Origin of the sequence: Rahnella sp. WP5, from assembly GCF_000745615.1 — a bacterium.
GTDB lineage: Bacteria > Pseudomonadota > Gammaproteobacteria > Enterobacterales > Enterobacteriaceae > Rahnella > Rahnella aceris.
The window spans coordinates 217586-241090 of record NZ_JQJR01000005.1; the positions used below are offsets into that span (position 1 = coordinate 217586).

Annotated in this window: 20 protein-coding genes; 14 read left to right on the forward strand and 6 right to left on the reverse strand. The window is 53.2% G+C overall.

Translation table 11 applies throughout. From position 1 onward, the window contains the following. The first annotated feature begins 3 nt into the window (after window positions 1–3). From EX31_RS01010 to kup, 5 genes are all read left to right on the forward strand, one after another. Window positions 4–3441, forward strand: a complete 3438-nt coding sequence (locus EX31_RS01010; protein WP_037032885.1) for a type VI secretion protein IcmF/TssM N-terminal domain-containing protein — start codon at window positions 4–6, stop codon at window positions 3439–3441. Window positions 3442–3486: 45 nt separating this feature from the next. Beyond that, window positions 3487–6057: a type VI secretion system ATPase TssH gene (tssH, locus tag EX31_RS01015; protein ID WP_037032886.1), complete on the forward strand. Its 2571-nt coding sequence runs from the start codon at window positions 3487–3489 to the stop codon at window positions 6055–6057. A gap of 31 nt (window positions 6058–6088) precedes the next feature. Beyond that, window positions 6089–7426, forward strand: a complete 1338-nt coding sequence (locus tag EX31_RS01020) for a VasL domain-containing protein (protein WP_037032887.1) — start codon at window positions 6089–6091, stop codon at window positions 7424–7426. 38 nt (window positions 7427–7464) lie between these two features. Continuing rightward, window positions 7465–8178 carry a hypothetical protein gene (locus EX31_RS01025; protein WP_037032888.1) on the forward strand — a complete coding sequence of 238 codons (714 nt, stop codon included), beginning with the start codon at window positions 7465–7467 and terminating at the stop codon, window positions 8176–8178. 195 nt (window positions 8179–8373) lie between these two features. After that, a complete protein-coding gene (kup, locus tag EX31_RS01030; RefSeq protein ID WP_037032889.1) occupies window positions 8374–10248 on the forward strand; it encodes a low affinity potassium transporter Kup in 1875 nt (624 codons plus the stop codon). A 52-nt stretch (window positions 10249–10300) separates the two neighbouring features. Here kup and EX31_RS01035 read toward each other — a convergent pair whose 3' ends face one another. Further along, window positions 10301–11110 (reverse strand): hypothetical protein, encoded by an 810-nt coding sequence (locus tag EX31_RS01035; RefSeq protein WP_037032890.1) that lies wholly within the window; start codon window positions 11108–11110, stop codon window positions 10301–10303. 154 nt (window positions 11111–11264) lie between these two features. Here EX31_RS01035 and EX31_RS01040 point away from each other — a divergent pair, with 154 nt between their 5' ends. Then, the gene (locus tag EX31_RS01040) at window positions 11265–12152 is read left to right on the forward strand and encodes a serine hydrolase domain-containing protein (protein ID WP_037032892.1); all 888 of its coding nucleotides are present in this window, start codon (window positions 11265–11267) and stop codon (window positions 12150–12152) included. Between the two features lie 13 nt (window positions 12153–12165). Here the strand turns inward: EX31_RS01040 and EX31_RS01045 are convergent, their stop codons facing one another. Beyond that, the gene (locus tag EX31_RS01045; RefSeq protein WP_037032896.1) at window positions 12166–12561 is read right to left on the reverse strand and encodes a VOC family protein; all 396 of its coding nucleotides are present in this window, start codon (window positions 12559–12561) and stop codon (window positions 12166–12168) included. A 138-nt stretch (window positions 12562–12699) separates the two neighbouring features. Between EX31_RS01045 and EX31_RS01050 the strand changes: the two genes are divergently transcribed. The 3 genes from EX31_RS01050 (at window position 12700) to EX31_RS01060 (ending at window position 15887) form a co-directional block, all read left to right on the forward strand. Further along, window positions 12700–13698, forward strand: a complete 999-nt coding sequence (locus tag EX31_RS01050; protein ID WP_037032899.1) for an ROK family protein — start codon at window positions 12700–12702, stop codon at window positions 13696–13698. A gap of 87 nt (window positions 13699–13785) precedes the next feature. After that, complete coding sequence (locus EX31_RS01055; RefSeq protein WP_051930971.1) at window positions 13786–14958, forward strand: MFS transporter; 1173 nt, start codon at window positions 13786–13788, stop codon at window positions 14956–14958. A gap of 116 nt (window positions 14959–15074) precedes the next feature. Further along, the gene (locus EX31_RS01060) at window positions 15075–15887 is read left to right on the forward strand and encodes a Cof-type HAD-IIB family hydrolase (protein ID WP_037032902.1); all 813 of its coding nucleotides are present in this window, start codon (window positions 15075–15077) and stop codon (window positions 15885–15887) included. A 78-nt stretch (window positions 15888–15965) separates the two neighbouring features. Here EX31_RS01060 and EX31_RS01065 read toward each other — a convergent pair whose 3' ends face one another. The 3 genes from EX31_RS01065 to mntR all read right to left on the reverse strand — a co-directional run bounded on the left by EX31_RS01065 (window position 15966) and on the right by mntR (window position 17570). Further along, on the reverse strand, window positions 15966–16505 hold the full coding sequence (locus tag EX31_RS01065; protein WP_013578197.1) for a glycine zipper family protein: 540 nt from the start codon (window positions 16503–16505) through the stop codon (window positions 15966–15968). Window positions 16506–16519: 14 nt separating this feature from the next. Continuing rightward, complete coding sequence (locus EX31_RS01070; protein WP_013578198.1) at window positions 16520–16867, reverse strand: hypothetical protein; 348 nt, start codon at window positions 16865–16867, stop codon at window positions 16520–16522. Window positions 16868–17126: 259 nt separating this feature from the next. Continuing rightward, complete coding sequence (gene mntR / locus EX31_RS01075; RefSeq protein ID WP_037032906.1) at window positions 17127–17570, reverse strand: manganese-binding transcriptional regulator MntR; 444 nt, start codon at window positions 17568–17570, stop codon at window positions 17127–17129. A 187-nt stretch (window positions 17571–17757) separates the two neighbouring features. Here mntR and EX31_RS01080 point away from each other — a divergent pair, with 187 nt between their 5' ends. The 5 genes from EX31_RS01080 to EX31_RS01100 all read left to right on the forward strand — a co-directional run bounded on the left by EX31_RS01080 (window position 17758) and on the right by EX31_RS01100 (window position 21496). Continuing rightward, window positions 17758–18699, forward strand: coding sequence for a metal ABC transporter substrate-binding protein (locus EX31_RS01080; protein WP_037032908.1), 942 nt, complete (start codon window positions 17758–17760; stop codon window positions 18697–18699). After that, window positions 18696–19475 (forward strand): ATP-binding cassette domain-containing protein, encoded by a 780-nt coding sequence (locus EX31_RS01085; RefSeq protein ID WP_037032910.1) that lies wholly within the window; start codon window positions 18696–18698, stop codon window positions 19473–19475. Before EX31_RS01080 ends, EX31_RS01085 begins: the two co-directional genes overlap by 4 nt. Then, complete coding sequence (locus tag EX31_RS01090; protein ID WP_013578202.1) at window positions 19472–20326, forward strand: metal ABC transporter permease; 855 nt, start codon at window positions 19472–19474, stop codon at window positions 20324–20326. The genes EX31_RS01085 and EX31_RS01090 overlap by 4 nt, the downstream gene beginning before the upstream one ends. Continuing rightward, window positions 20323–21177 carry a metal ABC transporter permease gene (locus EX31_RS01095; protein ID WP_014416695.1) on the forward strand — a complete coding sequence of 285 codons (855 nt, stop codon included), beginning with the start codon at window positions 20323–20325 and terminating at the stop codon, window positions 21175–21177. The genes EX31_RS01090 and EX31_RS01095 overlap by 4 nt, the downstream gene beginning before the upstream one ends. 139 nt (window positions 21178–21316) lie before the next feature. Then, complete coding sequence (locus tag EX31_RS01100; protein ID WP_013578204.1) at window positions 21317–21496, forward strand: hypothetical protein; 180 nt, start codon at window positions 21317–21319, stop codon at window positions 21494–21496. A gap of 166 nt (window positions 21497–21662) precedes the next feature. Here the strand turns inward: EX31_RS01100 and mtr are convergent, their stop codons facing one another. Beyond that, the gene (gene mtr, locus EX31_RS01105; protein WP_037032912.1) at window positions 21663–22907 is read right to left on the reverse strand and encodes a tryptophan permease; all 1245 of its coding nucleotides are present in this window, start codon (window positions 22905–22907) and stop codon (window positions 21663–21665) included. Window positions 22908–23505 lie beyond the last annotated feature (598 nt).

A 23505-nucleotide genomic window follows, 5' to 3' on the forward strand; every position in this document is an offset into this window, starting at 1 on the left:
ATCATGTTTAAAAAATTACTTTCCTTTGTCGCATGGACACTATTTCTGTGCCTGTTACTTATTGTTTGTGTTGTCATGTCTGTTGTTTTCGAACAAACACTCCTTCATGCATTAATTTTGTGGCTGATATTGATCATTGCCGTTTTATTTTCCCGGTTTGTCTGGGGATCTGTTTCCGGTATGGCGCAGGCGAAATATCTCTCCTCCCTGAAGGCAAGATTTAAACTCACCCGGCTGGAATATGTTTTATTCGAACACTGGAAAACCGGGGCTGCGGTAATTAAGCGCATCAGAAGACGCAAACAGCCAATACCCTGGTTTATACTCACTGGCGGGCGAAGTGGTAAAACGACGCTGATGGCCGGTGCAGGATTACCGCTGTTTTCCAATGAACCGGAAAGTTCTCTGGTTGTGCCGACCCGCACCTTACGCTGGTGGTTTTTTCGCTCCGCAGGTTTTCTCGACCTCTCCAGCCATTTTCTGAATAAAACCCCGGCCTTCGAGCGCGGCTGGTTGCGTCTGGTGAACTGGTGTGCCCGTCTGCCTGCGCCGGGTGGCATCGTGGTGTGCGTATCGGTCAGTGAGTTGCTCGAAAAAGATGACGCGGAACTGCATCTGCATGCGCGGCATATCCGCACGCAGATCGAACCGCTGGTCAGTAAAGTCAAACGCCGTCTGCCGGTGTATCTGTTTATCACTTGTTGTGACCGGGTGCCCGGTTTCAGCCACTGGGCCAATAATCTCTCCGCCGAACAGCGCCAGCAACCGCTGGGTTACTACTGGCGCCGTTCGCCTGTCGTCGACGGGAAAGATCCGGCCTTGCTGGATCCGCTGTTTACGTGCGTGAAAGACGGACTGGATAAAGTGCGGGTCAGCATGCTTTCGGGCGGCGAACCGGATGGCGACACGCTGGCGTTGATGGATTTCCCTGAACAGCTACCGAAGTTGCAACCTGCACTGCAACGTTATCTGGCCGCCCTGTGTGAGCCGGACGCTTACTTTCAGCCCGCAGCACTGGGTGGTATCTGGTTTACCGCCACTGAACCTGTCAGCAAAAACAGTGCTTCGCGTCAGGCTTTCTTTATCCATGACCTGATGGCCCGATTACTGCCTGAACTAAGCCGCCAGCGTGAAATTGAGCCTGTTGGGTTTGGCCGTCGCTATCTGCATAAATGGGGGGCGATGACCTTCAGTGTGCTGGCAATAACCTATGTGCTGGTGTCCGGTTATTTCACCAACCGCCTCACCGGGGGCTCGCCCGCGAAAATGGATGTCACGGCGCAGGTTCAGCAGCTTGAGAGCATTGAGCACTGGAATGCACATCCGCTGAAATATTTACCTTTTGTTCCCGTTCTCAACCATCGCCATACGCAGCTTGAGGCCAGCATTCTTGCTGCATCCCCACGCGATAAGGTGAACCTGCGGGAGATAGCAGATAACTACCAGCAGCTGTTCACCGACGCCGATCCACAGCAAAAACGCGAGTTGATTCTGAACCTGGCAAGCACGCTTATCACTAAACAGGCCATGTGGGAAAAGCAGCCGGTCAGTGAGCTGATAAAACAGGCGCCGGTTCCCGCGGCGCTGAGCATGACCGGGGCCACCGTGTCCTTACCCTATCAACAGGATGTGGTGTTGCAACGCGCGCTGTTACAGTTGCCGGAAGGCGGCAAGCAACTTGTGGTACTGCGCGAATTGCTCGGACGTTTGGTCAACAGTGATCCGCAGATGGCATGGCTGGTGGCTCCTTCAGGCGATCTGACGCCAGTGAATCTGACGGATTTCATGCCCTCGTCTGAGGATAAAACGCAGGTCAGTGGTCTGTGGACGCTACAGGGCACCGCACAAATTCAGGGCTGGTTGAAGGAAATCCGTCGCGCAGGAGGTGAACAGGTCCCGATGCCTGCGCTAGTGGCTTTTGAACAGCACTGGCCTGCGCTGCGCCAGACGCAATGGATGACGATGATGCTGGCGATGAACCAGCAACCCGCCCCGGAGCTGACCAGCGAAGAGTGGCAAACCGCGCTGATTACGCTCGATCAGGGTAACAGCCCATCAATGAAATTTTCCCGTTACGTCAATGAACAACTAGAAGACATCCGTGCTCAGGATGCCGAGCCCTGGTTGCGTGAGCTGCGCCGGTTGAATCAGTTACAGGCTATGTCGGTACCCGGTGCGCTGATACCGCGTATCAGCAAGGTCCAGCAGTCTTTTCAGAAGAAAATTTCAGCACTGCTGAAAATCGACAGCAAAACCCTGACACCCGTGCTTTCCGATCTCAATGTGAAAAACTGGAATGCCTGGAAAAACAGTCTGCATGCGGCGGTTTCGGACGTGTTTGCTACGCCGAAAAGCAGCGATCGTCTGACGCGCGGACTGTTCCAGACCGGAGCGGCGGGCGACAGCAATCCACTGCAGTTACTCGACAGCCGTTTTAACGTGCTGCGTAAGAGCCTGTCGGCGGAACGCGATGATTTTGCCACCAACGCGGTGTGGGCGTTGTATCAGAATGATGCGCACTGGCTGGTGGCACATGCCATGCAGCGTTCTGCCTGCTGGCTTGAACAGCAATGGCAGAGCCGGGTGCTGTGGCCAATGGAAAATAATGCCAGCCGTCTGGAGTACGACGACCAACAGGATCTGGCGTGGCAATACCTGTCTGACTTTATCCGTGGACCGGCAAAAAGTGTGCTGGTGGTTGAAGATAACGGGCCAAAAGCGGGCGAATTCAACGGGCAGACACCGGGCCTGACACCGGAATTTCTGCGAATGGTCAATCACGTGTTGCGTCCGGATGACGTGCTGGCGATGCCGGAACGTGAAAATACCCGCAATGACGATGCGCTGGCCGCCCTGAAAGATGAGCAGGCCGATCTGGAGGCTCAAATGGCGGCACTGGAAGCAAAACCGCTGGAACTGACGCTTAAAAGCCTGCCTGCCACCATTCCCGGCGGTGCGCGGCTGATGCCGGTGGGCACTCAGTTGACGCTGTTCTGCGATGAGCAACAGTGGAAGCTCAATAGCATGAACTTCAGCGAACAGGCGGCATTCCGCTGGCGTCCGGGGCATTGCAGCCGTGCCACGCTGGTGATCAAGTTCCCTGGTTTTGATCTGACGTACGAATACTTCGGCGACGCCGCATGGCCTGATTTCCTGCAGGACATTTCCGACGGGCAGCATCGTTTCAAAGCGGAAGATTTCCCGGATGATGCCGCTCAGCTGACGGCACTGGGCATCAAAGAAGTCATGGTGCGTTATCAGAGCGGCTCACAGAACGCGTTGCAGGATCGCTGGCATCAGTGGCAGGAACTCAATCAGGCACTGAATGACAACGCTGAGGCGCAGCAGGAAACCGGCCTTAAAAAAGCGGAAAAACAACGACCGACAGCGCTGAAGAGTGCGTTCTCGCAACTGCCTGTCCGCATTACCGGATGTCACTGAGCGTCTGGTCAGGACGCCTTTTGAAAAATTTAGAAAGGATAATTTATGGGTAATTACCTGAAGAAAATTGTAGAGAAAATGAATGTCGAGGCACGTGAGTGCCTTGATGCCGCGATCAGTCTGGCCGTCAGCCGTACGCATCACGAAGTGGACATCGAGCATTTACTGCTCGCACTGGTGACCCGTCAGCCTGCGCTGATTGAGCAACTCTGTCTGAATGCCGGATTGCGGGGTGATGCGTTAGTCGATGCGCTGAAAGTCAGCCTCAACCACCTGCGCAGCGGCAATACGCGTAGCCCGGTATTATCGGAGCTGCTGGTCGAACACCTGGAGAAATCCTGGTTGCACGCCAGTGCCTGCTGGCAGCAAACACAACTGCCGGTACAGGCCTTTCTGGGTAGCCTGCTTGCCAGTGAAAAAGACAATCAGATCCACCTGTCGTCAGCCTTACAGCAGGCGCTGCTGTGTCAGGTTGATCGCGCTGACCGGTTGCTGCACGATGCCTGCGCACCGGCACAGGCCACGAATCATCCTGCTGCAACCCGCCACAATACGGATTCCGCGGTGATGAAATTTACCCGTAACCTGACTGAACAGGCGCGTGATGCGGCACTGGATCCCGCGCTGGGTCGCGAGCCTGAAATTCGTCAATTGATCGACGTGCTATTACGCCGCCGTCAGAACAACCCGGTGCTGACCGGTGAACCGGGAGTGGGGAAAACCGCGCTGGTTGAAGGGCTGGCACAGCGAATTGCGGATGGCACTGTACCGGAAGCGCTGAAGTCAATGGAGATTCTGTCGCTGGATATGGGGTTGCTTCAGGCCGGTGCCAGCGTGAAAGGCGAATTTGAAAACCGCCTGCAAACCCTGTTGCGTGAAGTGAAAGAATACCCGTCTCCGGTCATTCTGTTCATTGATGAGGCGCATACACTGATTGGCGCGGGGGGGCAGGCCGGTCAGAACGACGCTGCTAACCTGCTTAAACCAGCGCTGGCTCGCGGGGAAATGCGCGTGGTGGCAGCCACCACCTGGGCTGAATACAAAAAATATTTTGAGAAAGATGCTGCCCTGGCACGACGTTTTCAGGTGATCAAAGTGGCGGAGCCTGATGAAGAGACCGCCATCGCCATGCTGCGATCCCTGAAACCGGCTCTCAGTAAACATCATGGCGTGCAAATCCTCGAAAGCGCGCTCGTGGCCGCTGTCCGCCTCTCCAGCCGCTATATTTCTGGCCGCCAGTTGCCGGACAAATCCATCAGCTTGCTGGACACCGCCTGCGCTCGGGTGGCGATTTCACAGTGCCATGAGCCCAAAGAGATCGAAGATCTTAATGCGATGATCAGCAACATTCACACTGAGCGGGAAAGTCTGCTGAAAGAGGGCGAGAATCCCTCCCGGGTGAAATGGCTGGACCAGCGTGAAAGCGAACTGAAGCAAAGTTTAGAGGCACTGCTGCCGGTCTGGCGTCAGCAACAGCAGATCGTGGCGCAAATTAATAGTATCGAGGATGTGGCGCAGATTGCCGCATTGCGTGCGCAACTGGCTGAGATGCATAAAGATCAAGCTCTGGTATATGACTGCGTGGATGCGACCTGTGTCGCAGACGTGATTGCTGGCTGGACCGGTATTCCGCTGGGCCGGATGATGGAAAAAGAGCAGCAACAGCTTGGCGATCTGGTTGCACGTCTGGAAAGCCGGGTGATCGGGCAATCCCACGCATTAGCGGACATTGCGCAGCAAATCCGCATCGGGCGCGCCAATCTGGCGGATCCGGTTAAGCCGACCGGCGTCTTTATGCTGGCCGGGCCCTCCGGAGTTGGGAAAACAGAAACGGCGCTGGCCTTGTCTGAGCTGCTTTTCGGTGGCGAGCAAAGTTTAATTACCATCAATATGTCCGAATATCAGGAAGCACATTCTGTATCAGGCCTGAAAGGTTCCCCGCCCGGGTATGTGGGGTATGGGCAGGGCGGTGTGCTGACCGAGGCGGTGCGTCGTCGTCCATACAGCGTAGTGCTGCTCGATGAAGTTGAGAAAGCCCATCCGGATGTGATGGAAATTTTCTATCAGGTATTTGATAAAGGCGTGATGGAAGACGCTGAAGGCCAACTGATCAATTTCCGCAATACCCTGATTATTCTGACCAGCAATCTGGCCAGCGATCGCGTGATGACCGCCTGTGCCGCCGGAAATACGGATCAGAAAGCGTTGACAGCACTCCTGCGGCCTGAATTCGATCAGTACTTCCGTCCGGCGCTGATGGGACGTTTACAGCTGATCCCTTATCTGCCGGTCGTGGGCGAAACACTGGCAAAAATCATCCGTCTCAAAATCGATAAAGTGTGCAAACGCTTTAGCGGTGCCGGTGAAGGTAATTCCTCCCTGAGCTACAGCGAAAAAGTGGTGGAGTTCATGGCCAGCCGCTGTCAGGTCGAACAAAGCGGGGCGCGCGAAATTGATGCCGTCCTGAATCGGGAATTGCTGCCGTTGCTGACCGATCGTCTGCTGGCGGTCGAAAGCAAAGCCGATATCCGCCTGCAGGTTGGTGTCAGTAAAGATCAGCTCACTCTGACGAAACAGCCAGCGTCAAAACGCTCTGCCGCGAAACAACCCGTCTGAGTGACAGGAAAAGGATAACCATGAAAAACCGGTGAATTTGCGCGCACTGAAAATTAACGGGCACGATCCGAGGCTCAGCAAATCCTTTCTGTTGCTCAGCAGTGAGCTAAGCCCGCTGAACGGCACCATTCCCGCCAGACTGGACTGGAATGCGCTGGAAGAACGGTGTTTTCAGCTGTTCCATGAATATGGCTACGACCTGCAGAGTGGCATGTGGTTTTGTCTCATCAATCTGCGGCTTAAGAGCTGGAAAGGGCTGGCGCTGGCACTCGATCTGCTTTCGACGGCATTTACCCACAACAGCCAGCGCTGCTGGCCGCCGGTGGCCGCCGTTCAGCAGCGACAGCAGTTGATCGACTGGTTCAATGCCAATGTGGCGACGCATATTTATACGCTGGAGTACGGGCCGGAAAACAGCGCGGAAATGCGACAGGTAGAAAGAAGTATCGGTGTGCTGTGCACACAGTCCAAAAACCTGCAATCACGCAGCCATGACTCGCTGAACAATCTGCATTATTTCCTGCAGGTTCGCTGTCGTTCCGTGCCGTATCCGGTCCACGCCAAAGTGACGAAAGCGATACGTGAGCCCGTAGATAAGACTCCTCAGGTATTGAGTGAGAAAAATGTCGCTGCACTGCTGACTGACATCGTACCTGATGTAGAACCGGTTGAAATCCAGCTTGCTGAGACACATCACCCGCGCCCGTTATTGTGGGGGCTCGGTGGAATGGCTGCTGGCATAGCGGTTTGCGCCGTCGCTGCGGCGTTCTGGTTCTCATCACAGACGTTGAGTTTTAGTGAAAAGTTGAGCGTCCCGTTACTGACATTGCAACACAGTGAGCGTCAAATAAATGACGCCTGGAACAAAGCGCCTGAAGCCGATCTGAATGCGCAAAAAGAGGCAGTGCTAGCGCAGGCGGCGCCGGTGCTGACATGGCTGAGCGAACAACCCTCTGATGTATTGCTGCGTCAGGGTGAAATATTGTCTGATCATCTGGAAAAAGCCTATCCGGGAAATCAGTACAGTGCTCAATGGCAGCGCACAGTAGATGAAAAGGCGGGAGATATTCCGGCGCTGGACGGTTTAGTGCTTGCTAATAAACATCTTGATGAGCTTGAAGCCCGGTTGCTGAACGCTGAAAAGAAACACAGCCAATATATGACCGTGTCAGAATTGAAAACAGCGGTATATCAGATACGGCAGGACCTGCAGCGCAATGGTGTGCCCGCTGAAACCCTACTCTGGCAACTCAGTCAGCAAAATGAAAATACCGATCAGTTTAATTCGGCATTATTAAAGCAGGTCTCACAAAGAATCGAAGCGTTAAATTCAATCTATTTTATGTATTTATTTGAAAAGCACATCTGAAGAATTTATTAATAGTAATCATGTAATGGAGTTACATTATGTTTGGTAAAAAACAGTTAAAGTCTCCCGATGCAGATAAAGTCAAAGCGTTGAAGAAATGGGCCGCTCGTGATAAAAAAAGGCAACTGCTGATTCACACGGTTTCTGCTAACTATGTGAATACACCACTGCTCATGAAACCGGGCAGAGATGTTTTTAAAACCTGGGATATTATTTCAAGTTCATTCATTGATCTGGATAACGTGCTGGCCGGTTTCCGGCTGGGGGCCGGACTCACGGTCAGATCGCAATCAGGATTATTTTTTGAAGCAGGCTTTATTCTCGATGTGCCGGTGCAAAATATAATGGGAACATTCAGCGGTGATGTATGGTTCCCTAATCATGCGGGTGTCAGTAATGGTATGGTCTATAACCGTTTTGCCCTTGCTGACAATATTTTCGCGGGCAGATCTAAAAAGAAAGAAATCATTGCTCCCGGTGGTTACAATCAAATTCAGCCACCCCAAAAGATACTCAAGAACACTAATTACCAATGGCATAATGAGATCCTGCTTATTGGTCGTCCGGATATTAATACTTATCAGGGATTACCTCCGACGCGTGAGATTAAAATAGCGGGGATTTTTGTAGCACCTAAGACTATACGTCCGACTCGGCAAGCGACCCTAGAGATTAACGAAAGGTTGTACAAGTTAGTTGAACGGATGAAAAAATGTAATCCTGGCGTTCCGGTTATTGACATTTCTCGTTAAAGATCCCTTTCACAGAGATGAGCGTCATGTGTAAGCCCCCTTAAACCGGTTCGCTTTACGCATGACTATCATGCCCTTAATGTCAAAAGTTAGCCTTGAATAATAAAGCGTTCATCTATACCCGATGGCGTACGAGTGTATCTATACTCTTTCTGTGGGACGACCAACGTCGTCCCGGAAATTGTGAAGCCACTCATGAAGCAAACTAAAAATAAATCATCGCTGCTTACTGTGACCGTGGCCTGTATCGGTGTTGTCTATGGTGACATCGGTACCAGCCCGTTGTATACCCTGCGTGAATGCCTGACCGGACAGGCGGGCATCACCGTGACGCAAAGCGCGCTGTTCGGCTTTCTGTCATTGATTTTCTGGCTTCTCATGCTGGTCGTCTCCGTTAAATACATCAGTTTCGTCATGCGGGCTGATAACGACGGGGAGGGCGGCATTCTCACCCTGATGGCGCTGGCTATCCGCAATCTGAATCCGCGCTGGATCCCGTGCATTATGTTTATCGGCCTGGTCGGCGGCAGCTTCTTCTATGGTGACGGCGTTATCACGCCTGCCATCTCGGTGCTTTCGGCGATTGAAGGGCTGGAAATTATCGAGCCATCGCTCGACCGCTTTATCATTCCGTTTTCTATTGCTGTTCTGACGCTGCTGTTTTTTATTCAGAAGAACGGTACCGGTAGCGTGGGGAAAATTTTCGCCCCGGTGATGGTGGTATGGTTTATCACGATTGGCGCGCTGGGCATCGGCGGCATCGTGCGTAATCCTGACGTATTACAGGCGCTCAACCCTTACTGGGCGGTGCATTTCTTTGTGGAATTCAAAACCGTGTCGTTTTTCGCACTCGGTATGGTGGTGCTTTCAGTCACCGGTGGCGAAGCGCTATATGCAGATATGGGGCATTTTGGTAAGAAACCCATCCGCATCGCCTGGTTTGTGCTGGTCGGGCCTTCGCTGGTGATGAATTATTTCGGGCAGGGCGCGTTGTTACTCAGCCAGCCTGCGGCCATTAAGAATCCGTTTTTCCTGCTGGCACCTGACTGGGCGCTGGTTCCGTTGCTGGTGCTGGCCACGCTGGCGACCGTCATTGCTTCGCAGGCGGTGATTTCCGGCGTGTTCTCTCTGACGCGTCAGGCCGTGCGTATGGGCTATTTGCCGCCGATGCGCATTATTTACACCTCCGATGTGGAGTCGGGGCAAATCTACATTCCGGTCGTCAACTGGCTGCTGTATTTTGCCGTGCTGATTGCGATCGTCAGCTTCAAACATTCCAGCAATCTGGCCTCGGCGTACGGTATTGTGGTCACCGGTACGATGGTGATCACGTCTGTGCTGATCGGCATTGTGATGATTAAAAACTGGGGATGGAAAAGCTGGGCTGGCGGCCTGGTGATCACGGCCATGTTGCTGATTGATGTACCGTTGTTTGCCGCCAACCTGAGCAAAATTTTCTCGGGCGGCTGGTTGCCAGTGGCAATCGGGCTGACCATTCTGGTGATCATGCTGACCTGGAAAACGGAACGTTCGCGGTTGCTGCGCCGCTTGCGTCAGGATCCGGAAGCGCTGGAGGCTCTGATTACCTCGCTTGAAAAAGCGCCGCCACAAAGGGTGCCGGGAACGGCCGTGGTGATGTCGCGCGGGCAATATGAAGTGCCGCTGGTGTTGTTGCATAACCTCAAGCACAACAAGATATTGCATGAGCGCGTGGTGTTACTGACTATCGTCACCGAGGATGTGCCGTATGTGCATAACGTACAGCGGGTGATTATCGAACAGCTTTCACCGGCATTCTGGCGGGTTATCGCCCGTTATGGCTGGCGGGAAAAGCCGAATGTGACGGATATCCTTTATCGTTGCGGGCTGGAAGGCCTGCAAAGCAACATGAATGAAACCTCATTTTTTATGTCGCGCGACACCTTTATTCTCGGCGAGCCGCGCCCGTGGTACCTGAAGGCACGCGGAAAACTATTCCAGGTGTTGCAGCGAAATTCTCTGCGTGCGCCGGAACATTATCATATTCCACCAAACCGGGTGATTGAGCTGGGTGCGGTGGTGAAATTCTGAGGAAGGCCACAGGTCAACCGCCGGTGCATCAGGCACCAGCGGTAAAGGCGGATTAAGTTTGCGGAGCGGAGGAGGTTAAATCTGTGATAACAGACGCTGCTGAATCCTGCGTCGCTTGTGATGCTGGCGACTGAGTGACGGGCGTCAGTTCGGTGATGTTCGGCGTCTGCGTCCCCTGCGTGGTTACCGGTGCGGCAGGTGTTGCAGTTTGCGTTTGCGGAGTCGTTACCGGTGCGGCAGGTGTTGCAGTTTGCGTTTGCGGAGTCGTTACCGGCGCGGCAGGTGTTACAGTCTGCGTTTGCTGAGTTGCTACCGGCGCGGCAGGTGTGGCAGTCTGCGTTTGCTGAGTTGCTACCGGCGCGGCAGGCGCTACAGTTTGCGTCTGTTCAGCTGCGGCAGGATCTTCAATTTGCGCTGGCATGCTCGGAATGCTCGGAACGGGTTCTGCCGGAATTGATTCTGACTTCGGTTTCGGAACCGGCGTTGACGCGCGAACGAGGAATGTCGGTTTGAGGTTCGCAACCGAATAGGTTACATGACTGATCACATCGCGCGAAGTGGCCACTTCGACAGGGGATATGGTCACGCGGCCAACAAGTGAACGGGCATAGCCGCCGACTTTATGTTTGCCCTCCGGAAGTTGTAATTCCATACTCTCGCCAATCCCCAGCGCACCGGCATCTTTACCATCAATGGTCACATACAGCTTGGTGCCGTCGTCGGTTTTGGTCGGGACGTGCGTTACGGTCACCCGCGTGGAGCCAAAATCGAAAGCCGGTGCCTGGTCGGCGGTTTTCGATTTTGCGCATCCTGTCAGGGCTAAAACGGCTGCTACGGCAGCCAGGGTGAAACGATAACTCATAGTGCGACGTCTTCCTTTAAGGGATTTTTGTGATCTGCGTACCAATATACCCGATCTCCGGTGAGAGATGAATGCGCATTCCGGGAACTCAGAGCAGTCTGTTATCAGCTATTCTTCGGCCTTGCCCGTTTTCTTTCATGCGATGAGGTTAGTCATGCATCAATTCCATTCTTATTGTATTTCAGCCTCAGGGGAAGAAAGGGGGCAAGGGGATTTCGAGGCCCGTTTTCCTTACTGGAGTTTCACCAAAACCACGATAGCGATTTGCGCGCTGAAGCTCAGTGAACGTGGCGTTTTGCAGCCCGACAGCCGCATTGACGGCGCGGCTTATACACTGCGGCAGCTGCTCAACCACACCGCCGGATTGCCGGATTACGGCTCGCTGAAAATCTATCACGACGCTGTCGCTGCCGGTGAGCAACCCTGGGAGCGCCAAAAATTACTCAATGCCGCCTTAGCCAAAGGCATGCTGTTTGCACCCGGTGAAGGCTGGTCCTATTCCAATGTCGGCTACATGCTGGCCCGCGAGCAGATTGAAGCCGCGTCCGGACAAAGTTTTGCGCAACTGGTGGCAGACATCATCACCACACCGCTCGGGCTCACCAGCATTTCTCTTGCCACCACGCGCGAAGAGTTCGCGCAACTTCACTGTGAAGCCGCCGGAAAGTACGATCCGGGCTGGGTGTATCACGGCTGTCTGGCAGGCAATGTGCGGGACGCCGCCAGACTGTTGCACGGTTTATTCACCGGCAAACTCCTCAGCCCGGCGTCGCTGGCTGAAATGCGGGTGACATACCCGCTCGGCGGAGCCCTTGAAGGGCGACCGTGGACCGAATGCGGTTACGCGCTCGGGCTGATGAGCGGCGCAATGGGAAAAGCCGGACGCTCGGCAGGTCACTCAGGCGGCGGTCCGTCGTGCGTGAATGCGGTCTATCACTTCCCTGATCTCAGCGAACCCGTGACCGGAGCCTGCTTTACTGACGGATATCACGAAGGGGAAGCCGAGACTGAACTCGGCAGACTTGTGCAAAACGTCGAATAATGCGGAAAGGGGTTCAGACCTGCGGTTCATGACAACAAATACACAGTTTATTACCATCGGCGTCGCGGAAATACGCGCCGTAATAATCCGCATGATAATGCGGACGTAATCCCGGCTGGCCTTCGTCCCTTGCGCCATTGGCGATAGCGTATTCATAGATCCGATCAACCGTTTGACGTGTTTTTGCCAGCAATGCCACCATCTGGCCGTTACCGGCGCTGGCGGTATCGCCATCAAGAGGTTTGCCTATCAAAAATAACGGGCGGGGTGCATCAGGTGCCATCCACGCCGCCCAGGGTTTTTCATCGTCACAAAACTTCAGGATATGCCCCAGTTCAGCCATCACCGTGGCATAAAATTTGTAGGCGCGCTCAAAGTCGTTAACGCCGATACAGATGTGTGAAATCATGGGTGCCTCCATTGAAACTGAACACTTTTTATAGCCGGTTATGGCATTGCGTGCAGACTTTTGTCGTCAGACAACCGGAGCATTATTCCACTTTGTGCTAAATTAGCCCTCATTCTTACCCGTATTCCCCGAGGCAACATGTTCACTCCGCTCAACCGTACCACCCGTGAAATGAAGATCAACAATGTTGTGCTGGTCACTAATGCATTGAAATCACTGGGGTCGGCAACAAAAGCAGATTTAGCGGTTGCTACCGGGCTGAGCATTGCGACATGTGGTGCGGTGCTTAATGAACTGAGTCTGCGCCATGAGGTACTGGCGCTGGAACTGGAAGTTTCTCGTGGCGGGCGTCCGGCGCAGCGCTATGCATATAACCCGGACTTCTTCTCCGTACTGAGTTTGTATGCACAGGGCAGTGACGCGGCGGCGCAGATTATCTGGTCGGTGAATTCAGCCACGGGTGAAAGCCTGGCTCAGGGCGAAGTTCGTTTTTTGCCGCTGATGCTGGCAACGTTTTATCAGCAGATTGAATCGCTGCTGGCAGATTACCCGAATATTAAAGCGCTGGGCGTTGGATTGCCGGGTGTGGTGGTGAAAGGCACCGTCGCGACCTGCGATATCACGGTGTTTGCCGGTGTTGCCATCGAACAACAACTGCGTGACCGTTTTGGCCTGTACGTGCAAGTCGATAACGACATGAACTATACCGCCTGGGGTTTTTACCGCAGCAGTTGTGCCGGCGTCACTGCGCCGGTTGCCTATGTATTTAAGCCGGATGTCCCTTGTCTCGGATGCGGGATGGTGATTAACGGACAGGTATTACAGGGCGCAAGCCAGTTTGCCGGTGAAGTTTCCAACCTGCCGTTTGAGCATCTGAACACGCTGCCGGTGGCGGAGGAGATGGCAAAAGTGATTGTCTCGCTGACGGCGATTATCAACCCGGTCACCATTGCACTCTCCGGCCCTAAAATCAGCGAAGCGCTGATCCCGCAACTGACGGTACTCTGCCAGCAGTATATTCCCGCGCAACATATGCCTGAACTGACTTACCGCCCCTCCATGCGTAAGGATTATCTGCAAGGCATCACCGAACTGACCCTGCATAATTACAATCTGTACGTCGCTTTCGGTGAGTAATCCGTATTGACTTTTTTTTGCCCTCACCTCTATACTCGCCACTTATTAAAAGTCTTTTAATAATTAATTTTCTGCCGGGGGAACCTGATGTCACTGTCATCTGAAATGGAAAGTGTAAACGCGCATGCCGGAAGTCCTGCCCGACGTGTCGCCACGCGGGCTATATTTTTTGTTACCGGCATGGCGATGGGGTTGTGGGCGGCGCTGGTGCCTTACGCGCAGTTGCGTACGCATTCCGAAGCGGGTGATCTCGGATTACTGTTGCTGTGCCTGGGCGCGGGGTCACTGTTGTCGATGCTGGGTTCCGGTCGGATTATTGGCCGCTTCGGTTGCCGGGCAGTGATTGTGGCCGCCGTGGTGCTGTATTGCCTGATGTTGCCGTTGCTGGCGGTATTCAGTGATATCGGGTTGCTGGCGCTGAGTCTGTTTATTTTCGGCATGGGAATTGGTCTGGCTGATGTTGCGGTCAATGTGCAGGGAACGCTGGTTGAACAGGCAGCGGATAAACCGCTGATGTCTGGCTTTCATTGCCTGTGGAGCGTCGGCGGTATTGCCGGGGCCGGTGGCGGCGCGTTACTGCTCAGTGCCGGTATTTCGCCGCTCGGCAGCACGTTTTTTGCCGTGGCGCTGGTTGTCATCGTGACTGCCTGGTCTTTCCGCGGCATGTTACCGTTTGGCGCGCATGAGGAAGAAGGGGCTGAGGGCAAACCCAAAGCGAGGCCGAATTTTCGCCTTGCGCTGATGGCCGTGATGGCGATGATCTGTTTTATGGCTGAAGGAGCGGTGCTCGACTGGGGTGGCGTATTTCTGACTCGTGAGCGCGGCCTGGCGCTGGAACATGCAGGCTGGGGCTTTGCGGTGTTTGCTGTCGCGATGTCGCTGATGCGCCTGACCGGCGATGCCATTGTCAGCGCGCTGGGACGCAAAAGAATTCTGGTGGTGGGCGGTGTGCTGGGGATCGCCGGTTACCTGATGGTGGTGCTGTTACCGGGCTGGATCCTGCCGTTATGCGGGTTTGCGCTGGTCGGTATCGGTGCGGCCAATATCGTACCAGTACTGATTACCCTCGCAGGCCAGGAGAAAGTGATGCCGGTGAATATGTCTGTGGCGATGGTTGCCACACTTGGGTATCTCGGTGTGCTCGGTGGCCCGGCAGTCATTGGCTTTATCGCCCATTTATCCAGTTTATATGTGGCATTTTCGGCGGTAGCTGCCGCGTTTCTTATCATCACGTTTGGCGCATACAAACTGAAGTATTGATTGTTTTCAAAGATCAAGGTTTTATAACTGAGTAGCAAATTTGCCCGCTGGCGCCTCAACCCCGTCAGCCTTCTTTTACTGTTAATGATAAAAATCCGACCCTGCAAGGAGCTGTGATGGCCGTAAAACTTATTGCCGTAGACATGGATGGAACCTTTCTGAACCCGCAACATGAATACAATAAAATCCGTTTTCGCGAGCAATATCAGCAACTGCTGGCGCGCGATATCAAATTTGTGGTGGCCAGTGGTAATCAGTATTACCAGCTTAAATCTTTCTTCGATGACATCGATGAACAGATTGCCTATGTGGCGGAAGGTGGGGGTTATGTCGTCGACAAAAAAGAAGAAGTTTATTGCGGCAAACTCGAACCTGAACAGGTCGCTGACGTACTGCACTGGATCAGCCGGACACCGGGCATTAACACCATCGTTTGCGGCAGAAAGGGCGCGTATGTACTGAACGGCACCGATGAAGCCTTTATCAGCCGGATGCGTCGTTACTATCACCGCCTGAGCAAAGTGAGCGATTATGCCGAAATCAACGACACGATTTTCAAATTCGCGCTTAGCTATAGGGAGGATGACGTTTATCCGCTTATGGGCGAAATTACCCGCCATCTGGGCAATATTGTTGCGCCGGTTACCAGCGGGCACGGTTCGGTGGATCTGATCATCAGCGGAAATCACAAAGCCTGCGGCCTGCAAAAAATCCAGAAAATCTACGGTATCCGGGATGAGGAAGTGCTGGCCTTCGGTGATAGCGGAAATGATCTCGAAATGCTCAGCTATTGCGGATTTGGTTTTGCGATGGAAAACGCCTCGGCAGCGGCCAAAGCTGCCGCAAAATACACGGCACCATCAAACAGCGATGAGGGTGTGCTGAACATTATCGATGATGTGCTTAATGACCGTGCGCCGTTTGCCTGAACGACGAAAGACTGAAGAAAAGTGAACTGAAACAAAAGGCTGCCAGAGAACGGGCAGCCTTTTTAATTGTGCAAAAACTTAAGGTACGTAATCCGGAGGAACATCGTTGTTTCCCGGCGGGGCCGGATAGTAGTCCGGTGGCACCTCTGACTGTGCCTGAGGTTGCGCACTGTAACCATAGCTGGCATCGACCGGCACTTTATTGCCTTTGGCGTACATGCACTGGGTGTAGACGGTATCGTACTGATCCTGCAAATTACCGCTGCTGGCACCTGCGCCGTTACTGCCCATCGCGCTGCCAATCAACAAACCACTGCCTGCGCCAACCAGCGCGCCCGCTCCGGCCTGATGAGACGCCGCGCCTAGCAGCGCACCCGCCGCTGCACCTACAACGGTGCCTGCCGCGGCGGTATTGACTGCGTTATTGTTGGCTGTTTGTGCGCCGCCGTTAACACTGTTGTAGGCGTCATTCCGGCAGGCCATTTCATCCATACGGAATTGCTGATAATCCTTACCGGTGCCGGGTAACACCATCACATCGGGCCGGGTGGGAGGAGAAACGCAGCCGGAAAGCGCTGCAGTCAGGGCGATAACCGCCAGCGGAGTGAACCTGTTCATGAAATTATCGCCTGTTAACGCGGTGCGGAATCACCTACAACCACCTTCATCCAGCCGCGCGGACAGCGCTGCACATGCGGATAGTAGCCCGCAGGATTTTGGCAGTAATAGGCATAGTCAGGAGTTTTCTCAACATATGTCTGCGGTTGTGCTGGTGTAACGTAGACCACCGGCGGCGGCCCGTAATACACCGGAGGCGGTGGTGGTCCCCAGGGGATGCCGACGATAATGCGCGGTCCACCGTATCCACCGTGATAGTAGCCGTGACCATAATAACCATGCCCGTAATAGCCATAGGCAAACGATGCAAAGCTGGCAGACATCAGCACGCCAGCGGTCAGCATCAACAACAACCTTTTCATAACAACCTCGACGCGCAATGATCGGATACAGGGAATGGCTTAAATGCCACCATTCCTGAGCGTAACGATACGCCCAAGTGTGGGAAAAGGTTGGCGGGAGATCAGGGTGAATCTGACAAGGTAACGCCAGCAATTGTGAGCAAAAAATTCACGGGAAAAGATTACTTTACGAACATCGGAGAGGGCGTGGGAATATCGGGGAAAACCGCCCGGTTCTGTTAAAAAACCAACCCGGCGGCGGATGAGATGCGGCGTTAAATCAGGATTTTTTCTCTGCCGTAAAGCGTCTGAACGCTTCAAGCGTTTCATCGCTGACGTGATGCTCAACACCTTCTGCATCGAGGCGCGCGGTTTCGAGGCTGATCCCAAGGGCAATAAAGAACGCTTCTACGACGTTATGACGCTCGCGGTTTTCCGCTGCCAGCCGCTCACCTTCAGGCGTAAGGAAGGTTCCGCGATAGGGTAACTGATGAACCAGCCCGGCATTGGCCAGCCGTTTGAGCGTTTTTGCGACGGTAGGCTGAGAAACCCCCAGCCGCGCGGCCAAATCGACCTGACGCGCTTCGCCAAATTCGTGGATTAAGTCTGAAATCAGCTCAACGTAATCGTCCATTAATTCCCGGCGATGTGCCTCGCGCACCTGTAAAAAACCCTGAGCGTGTTCTTCCACATCCAGTAATGGATTTATTTTTTTTTCTTTCACTACGCCTGCCTCTTTCTTGCTCAACGGTTTTTACCGTTGCCGCGTACACCACGGCAACTCACGCATTGTAAACCAAGTACACACATCTACCAATTTCTGAAAACTTTGCCTTGGCTATGGAGTATAGCCTGTGCTATACCTGAATAATAAACCGCCGGTTAATGCGCAGAGTGACAGGAGAAATTTCATGGAAAAAGGACAAAGCATTTTAAAATTATTCAGCTATTCGCCGTTTCGTTTGCGACTGATGCTGGTCGGGATGATCGTGGCGCTGATCACCGGAAACGTGCAGGCGGCCGAAAAAGACAAAAAGAAGTTTAAAGTCGTCACCACTTTCACAGTGATCCAGGATATCGCGCAGAACGTTGCCGGTGATGCGGCAACGGTAGAATCCATCACCAAACCCGGCGCAGAAATTCACGATTACCAGCCGACGCCGCGCGACATCGTGAAAACCCAGTCGGCGGATCTCATTTTGTGGAACGGTTTTAACCTTGAACGCTGGTTTGGTCGTTTTTTTGCCAACATCAGGAATGTGCCTTCTGCGACAGTGACGGACGGCATCGCGCCTCTGCCTATTCAGGAAGGACCGTATGTCGGCAATCCAAACCCTCATGCCTGGATGTCCGCGAAAAATGCGCTGGTTTACGTCGAAAATATCCGCGCCGCGCTGGTGAAATATGACCCTGAAAACGCCGCCGTTTATGACCGCAATGCTAAAAATTATGCCGAAAAAATCAGCCTGCTCGATGCGCCGCTGCGTGAGCGTCTGGCGAAAATCCCGGAAGGACAGCGCTGGCTGGTGACCAGCGAAGGCGCGTTCAGTTATCTGGCGAAAGATTATGGATTGAAAGAAGCCTACCTGTGGCCGATCAACGCGGAAGAACAGGGTACGCCGCAGCAGGTGAAAAAAATCATCGATCTGGTGCGTCAGCAAAATATCCCGGTGGTATTCAGCGAAAGCACAATCTCGGACAAACCGGCGAAGCAGGTCAGTAAAGAGACGGGCGCGAAATATGGCGGCGTGTTGTATGTCGATTCACTGTCTGCCGCTGACGGGCCGGTGCCGACTTACATTGATTTGCTGAAAGTCACGGTGAGTACCATCGCAGAAGGGTTCGGACAATGAGTGACACCAGGCTGCATCTCAAGGTTGATGATATTTCGGTGACCTACAACAACGGGCATACCGCGATTGAGAATGCCTCGTTCACGCTGCACGGCGGCTCGATTTGCGCACTGCTGGGCGTGAACGGCAGCGGTAAATCCACGCTGTTTAAAACCATTATGGGGATTATCCGTCCGACGCACGGGCGGGTGACACTTGATGGTCTCAATGTCGCCAAAGCACTGAAACAAAATCTGATCGCGTATGTGCCGCAGTCGGAAGAGGTGGACTGGAATTTCCCGGTGCTGGTGCGCGATGTGGTGATGATGGGGCGCTATGGCAAAATGTCGTTTCTGCGCATTCCCTCACAGGAAGATAAAAAACAGGTTGCTTCCGCGCTGGCGCGTGTTGGGCTGACGGAGCTGGCCCACCGCCAGATTGGCGAGCTTTCCGGCGGTCAGAAAAAACGCGTTTTCCTGGCGCGTGCGCTGGCACAACAGGGGCGGGTGATGTTGCTTGATGAACCGTTTACCGGCGTGGATATCAAAACTGAAAACGCCATTATCGAATTGCTGCGACAACTGCGCGAGGAAGGACATCTGATTCTGGTGTCGACGCACAACATCGCCAGCGTGCCCGATTTTTGTGATCGCGTGGTGCTGATTAACCGCACGGTGATGGCTTCCGGTCCGCTGGAAACTACCTTTACCCATCAGAATCTTGAAAATACCTTTGGCGGTGCGCTGCGTAATATCGGCTATCTGGTGCCACAAGAACCGGTGAGGCGGGCGGTATGACCGAACTGTTGCTTGAGCCGTTTCAGTACAACTATATGGTGAAAGCCATCTGGGTGAGTGCGGGGGTCGGTGCAGTGTGTGCCTTTTTATCGGCGTATCTGATGCTCAAAGGCTGGTCACTGATGGGCGATGCGTTGTCGCATTCGGTAGTGCCCGGTGTCGCAGGCGCTTACGCGCTGGGCTTTCCCTACGCGATCGGCGCATTCGGGACTGGTATTCTGGCCGCACTTTGCATGACACTGTTGCGTCACTTCACCAAACTGCGGGAAGACGCGATTATCGGTTTCGTGTTCTCCACGTTCTTTGCCCTTGGCCTGTTACTGGTGTCGCTTAACCCGACATCCGTTAACGTGCAGTCGATTCTGTTCGGCAATATTTTAGGGATTGATGACGCCGATATTTTACAGGTACAAATTATTGTCGGCGTTTCGCTGCTGGTGCTGTGTCTTATCTGGCGTGACCTGCTGGCGGTATTTTTCGACGAAGCGCATGCGGTTTCGGTCGGCCTTTCGCCGCTGTGGCTGAAAGTGATTTTCTTCACTATTTTCAGCGCGTGCAGCGTAGCGGCGTTACAAACTGTCGGCGCAATTTTAGTGATCGCAATGGTCATCACACCCGGCGCAACGGCCTATCTGCTGTCAGACCGTTTTTCACATCTGCTCATTATTTCTGTGATCATCGGTGCAGTGACCAGTGCAGCGGGGGCATGGCTGAGTTATTTCCTCGATGGTGCAACCGGCGGGGTGATTGTTTGTCTGCAAACCACCGTCTTCCTGCTGGCGTTCTTGTTCGCGCCGAAACATGGCTGGCTGGTGAATCATTTCCGCATTAAAAACCGGAGCCGCGCATGATGTCCTGGTTTGATGTGCTGATGGAGCCGCTGAGCTTCGATTTTATGCAACGTGCTCTGCTGACCGCTGCGGCCACCAGTATCGTCTGCGCAATGTTTTCCTGTTTTCTGGTACTCAAAGGCTGGTCGCTGATGGGGGACGCCATTTCTCATGCGGTCCTTCCGGGCGTAGTGCTGGCCTATCTGGCAGGAATCCCGCTGGTGATTGGCGCGTTCGGTTCCGGCCTGTTTTGCGCGGTCGCGACGGGTTTCATCAAAGAACATTGCCGGGTGAAAGAAGATTCGGTAATGGGGATCGTATTCTCCGGTATGTTTGCCGGTGGTCTGGTGCTGTTCTCGCGGGTGAATACCGAGCAGCATCTCAGCCACATTTTGTTTGGCAACGTGCTGGGTGTGACCGACAGTGAAATGTTGCAAACCCTGATCATCGCCGCTGTCGTGACGCTGGCGATTATCCTCAAATTTAAAGACCTGATGCTGTTTTGTTTTGATCCTGTACAGGCGAAAGTCATCGGGCTGCCGGTACGTTTTTATCACTATGCGTTGTTGTGTATGCTGGCACTGACCATCGTCGCAGCGTTACAGGCTGTCGGTGTGGTGCTGGTGGTGGCGATGCTGATTACGCCGGGCATTACGGCGTTTCTGCTGTGTAAGACGTTGACGAAGATGCTGGTGGTTTCCGTGACGACGTCACTTTTTGCAGCCATCTCAGGCACTTTTATCAGCTTCTATATTGATGCTGCGACCGGGCCGACAATCGTTCTGGTGCAGGCGGCCATTTTCCTGCTGGCGCTGACGGCGAATTTACTGCGCAAATCGATTAAGCCGCGTCAGGCCGCACCGAATACTTAGTACCGGCGCGTCAGGACGCCGTATTCCCTTTTTGAGCGATTCTGATGACGCCGCTGGCTACCTGCCGCATAAAAGCCTACCATCGATCAGCAACACACGGGTTTATTGAAGTTCAATGAAGTAAGAGTTAAGGATTGTTATGAGCGAAGTTGCAAGTTCCATCAGTGTTGGCGATAGCTTTACTGTCAAGAACGGCTCAACCCATGAAGTCACTGGCTTTGTGAAGAAAGGCGAAAGAATTTACCCGACGATCAAAACTGATCACGGCGATTCGAACTTCACCTTCATCAAAGAAATTGTTTCAGTGAATAAAGCGTAACGTTAACGACCTTCTCTATGATCGCGGCCTGTTTGTATTAAGCAAAGAGCAGGCTGCGTGATGTGATTGCCTTCAGAAATCCTTCCTGCCTCACCTCTGTCTTTGCTATACCCTATGTCTTTTGATGCACCAGCTCTGTCCGACGGACAAAACGGGTGGAAATCATTTAACGATATACCGGCAGTAAATTTACGCTCGACAGAATGTGCACTACCGCATTCAGTACGCCAAACAACAGCACCAGCACAATCATTTTATTGCCGCCCCATACACGGTAGAGCGGGCTGCCGAAGCGCTGGCGTGATGCCCGTGCCATCAGTGCCGGAACAATCACCGCCCAGACCGTGGCGGCGAGACCGGCAAAACCAATCGCGTAAATAAAACCATCCGGGTAGATCACACCACCAATGATTGGCGGCACAAAAGTGATCAGTGCGGTTTTAAATCGACCGGTACGGCTGTCGTCGAATTTGAAAAGGTCAGCCAGATAGTCGAATAATCCGAGCGTCACGCCCAGGAATGAACAGGCCACGGCGAAGTTGGAGAAAATGGTCAGCAGCAAATCCAGCCCCGCACTGTTGAGGATCTGACTCAGCGATTGCACCAGCACATCAATATTGCCACCACGTTCGGCGATGCCAATAAACGCCGTGCGTGGAATGTTACCCATCGTGCCCAGCATCCAGATGACATACAGCCCGAGCGCCATAAGGGTACCCAGCAACAGGCATTTTTTGATGATCTGCGGGTTCTTGCCGTAATATTTCATCAGGCTCGGTACGTTACCGTGATAGCCAAACGAGGCGAGACAAAACGGCAGCGTCGCCAGCACATACGGTGTGTAACTCGGGTTCAGCTCCACGCTGTTAAGCAAATTTACCGGTTTGATGTGCCACAGTAAGCTGCCAAATGTCAGGAAGAAGGCGATGATTTTGGCACCCAGCACAATTGCGGTCATGCGACTCACGGCGCGGGTGCTGAGCCAGACAATAAACGCAACTGCCAGTGCGGTCAGCAGGCCGCCGAGGCGGGGAGAAAAGCTCACTGCCATTTCGCGCAGCGTATGTTGAATAACCGAACCGCTGGCAGAAATATAAGCGTAAGTCAGGATATACAGCACGAACGCGATGGTCATGCCATTCAGCCGGTTCCAGTTTTTCCCCAGCAAATCGCCGGTGACGGTATTAAAACTCGACCCTACAGGATAGTTAAGATTCGCTTCGAGGATCATCAGGCCGGAGTGCAGCATACAAAACCAGGTAAAAATCAATGCGGCAACTGACCAGAAAAACCAGGCTCCGGACATCACCACTGGCAAAGAAAACATCCCTGCGCCGATGATAGTTCCACCGATAATCATTGCGCCACCCAATACAGAATGCTGCGGAGCGGTCACGGAAAGCGTCGCCATAGTGCGGATCCTCGCGTGGCTTTTATCACGATTCGTTAAGTGAATTGCTGTAAAAGATTTGATATGAAAATTGTCCGAAAATCGCGCGTTTATGCTGCGGTCAGGGCCATGAGCGCAGCAATATAGTGGATTTGAGCACTGATGTACACTGTTGAACTAGCTTGCTGGTACAAAAGTAGTTGTTATCACGTTCAGCGGGGCGGGGAGGCAGGAGATGTGCACGCAGGATTATTTTTATTCGACTTTTTGGTTACTTGCCTTATCAATATCTTTGGTATAGGTCACAGATTTCATTATGTTTTCTAATATGGCATAGATTAAAAAACCTGTTCGTAAATACAGGGTTGACACACGATTTATAACGAGTAGATTAGAACTCAGCACCAGAGAGAAATGGGATGAAAATTTTATTTCGCGGTGCATTTAGCAGGTTGATAAACTTGCAAGTAATGAGATGCGATAAAGGCCACGAAGTATTTTAGTTTGGGTGATTCAACACCGGATTGTCATTTAAAATCCGTGAGATGATGCTTTAAGGCCATGCAGTAAAGCTGTAAAATCGCATGATGTGGAAGAAAACGCGATGATGTAACGCCTT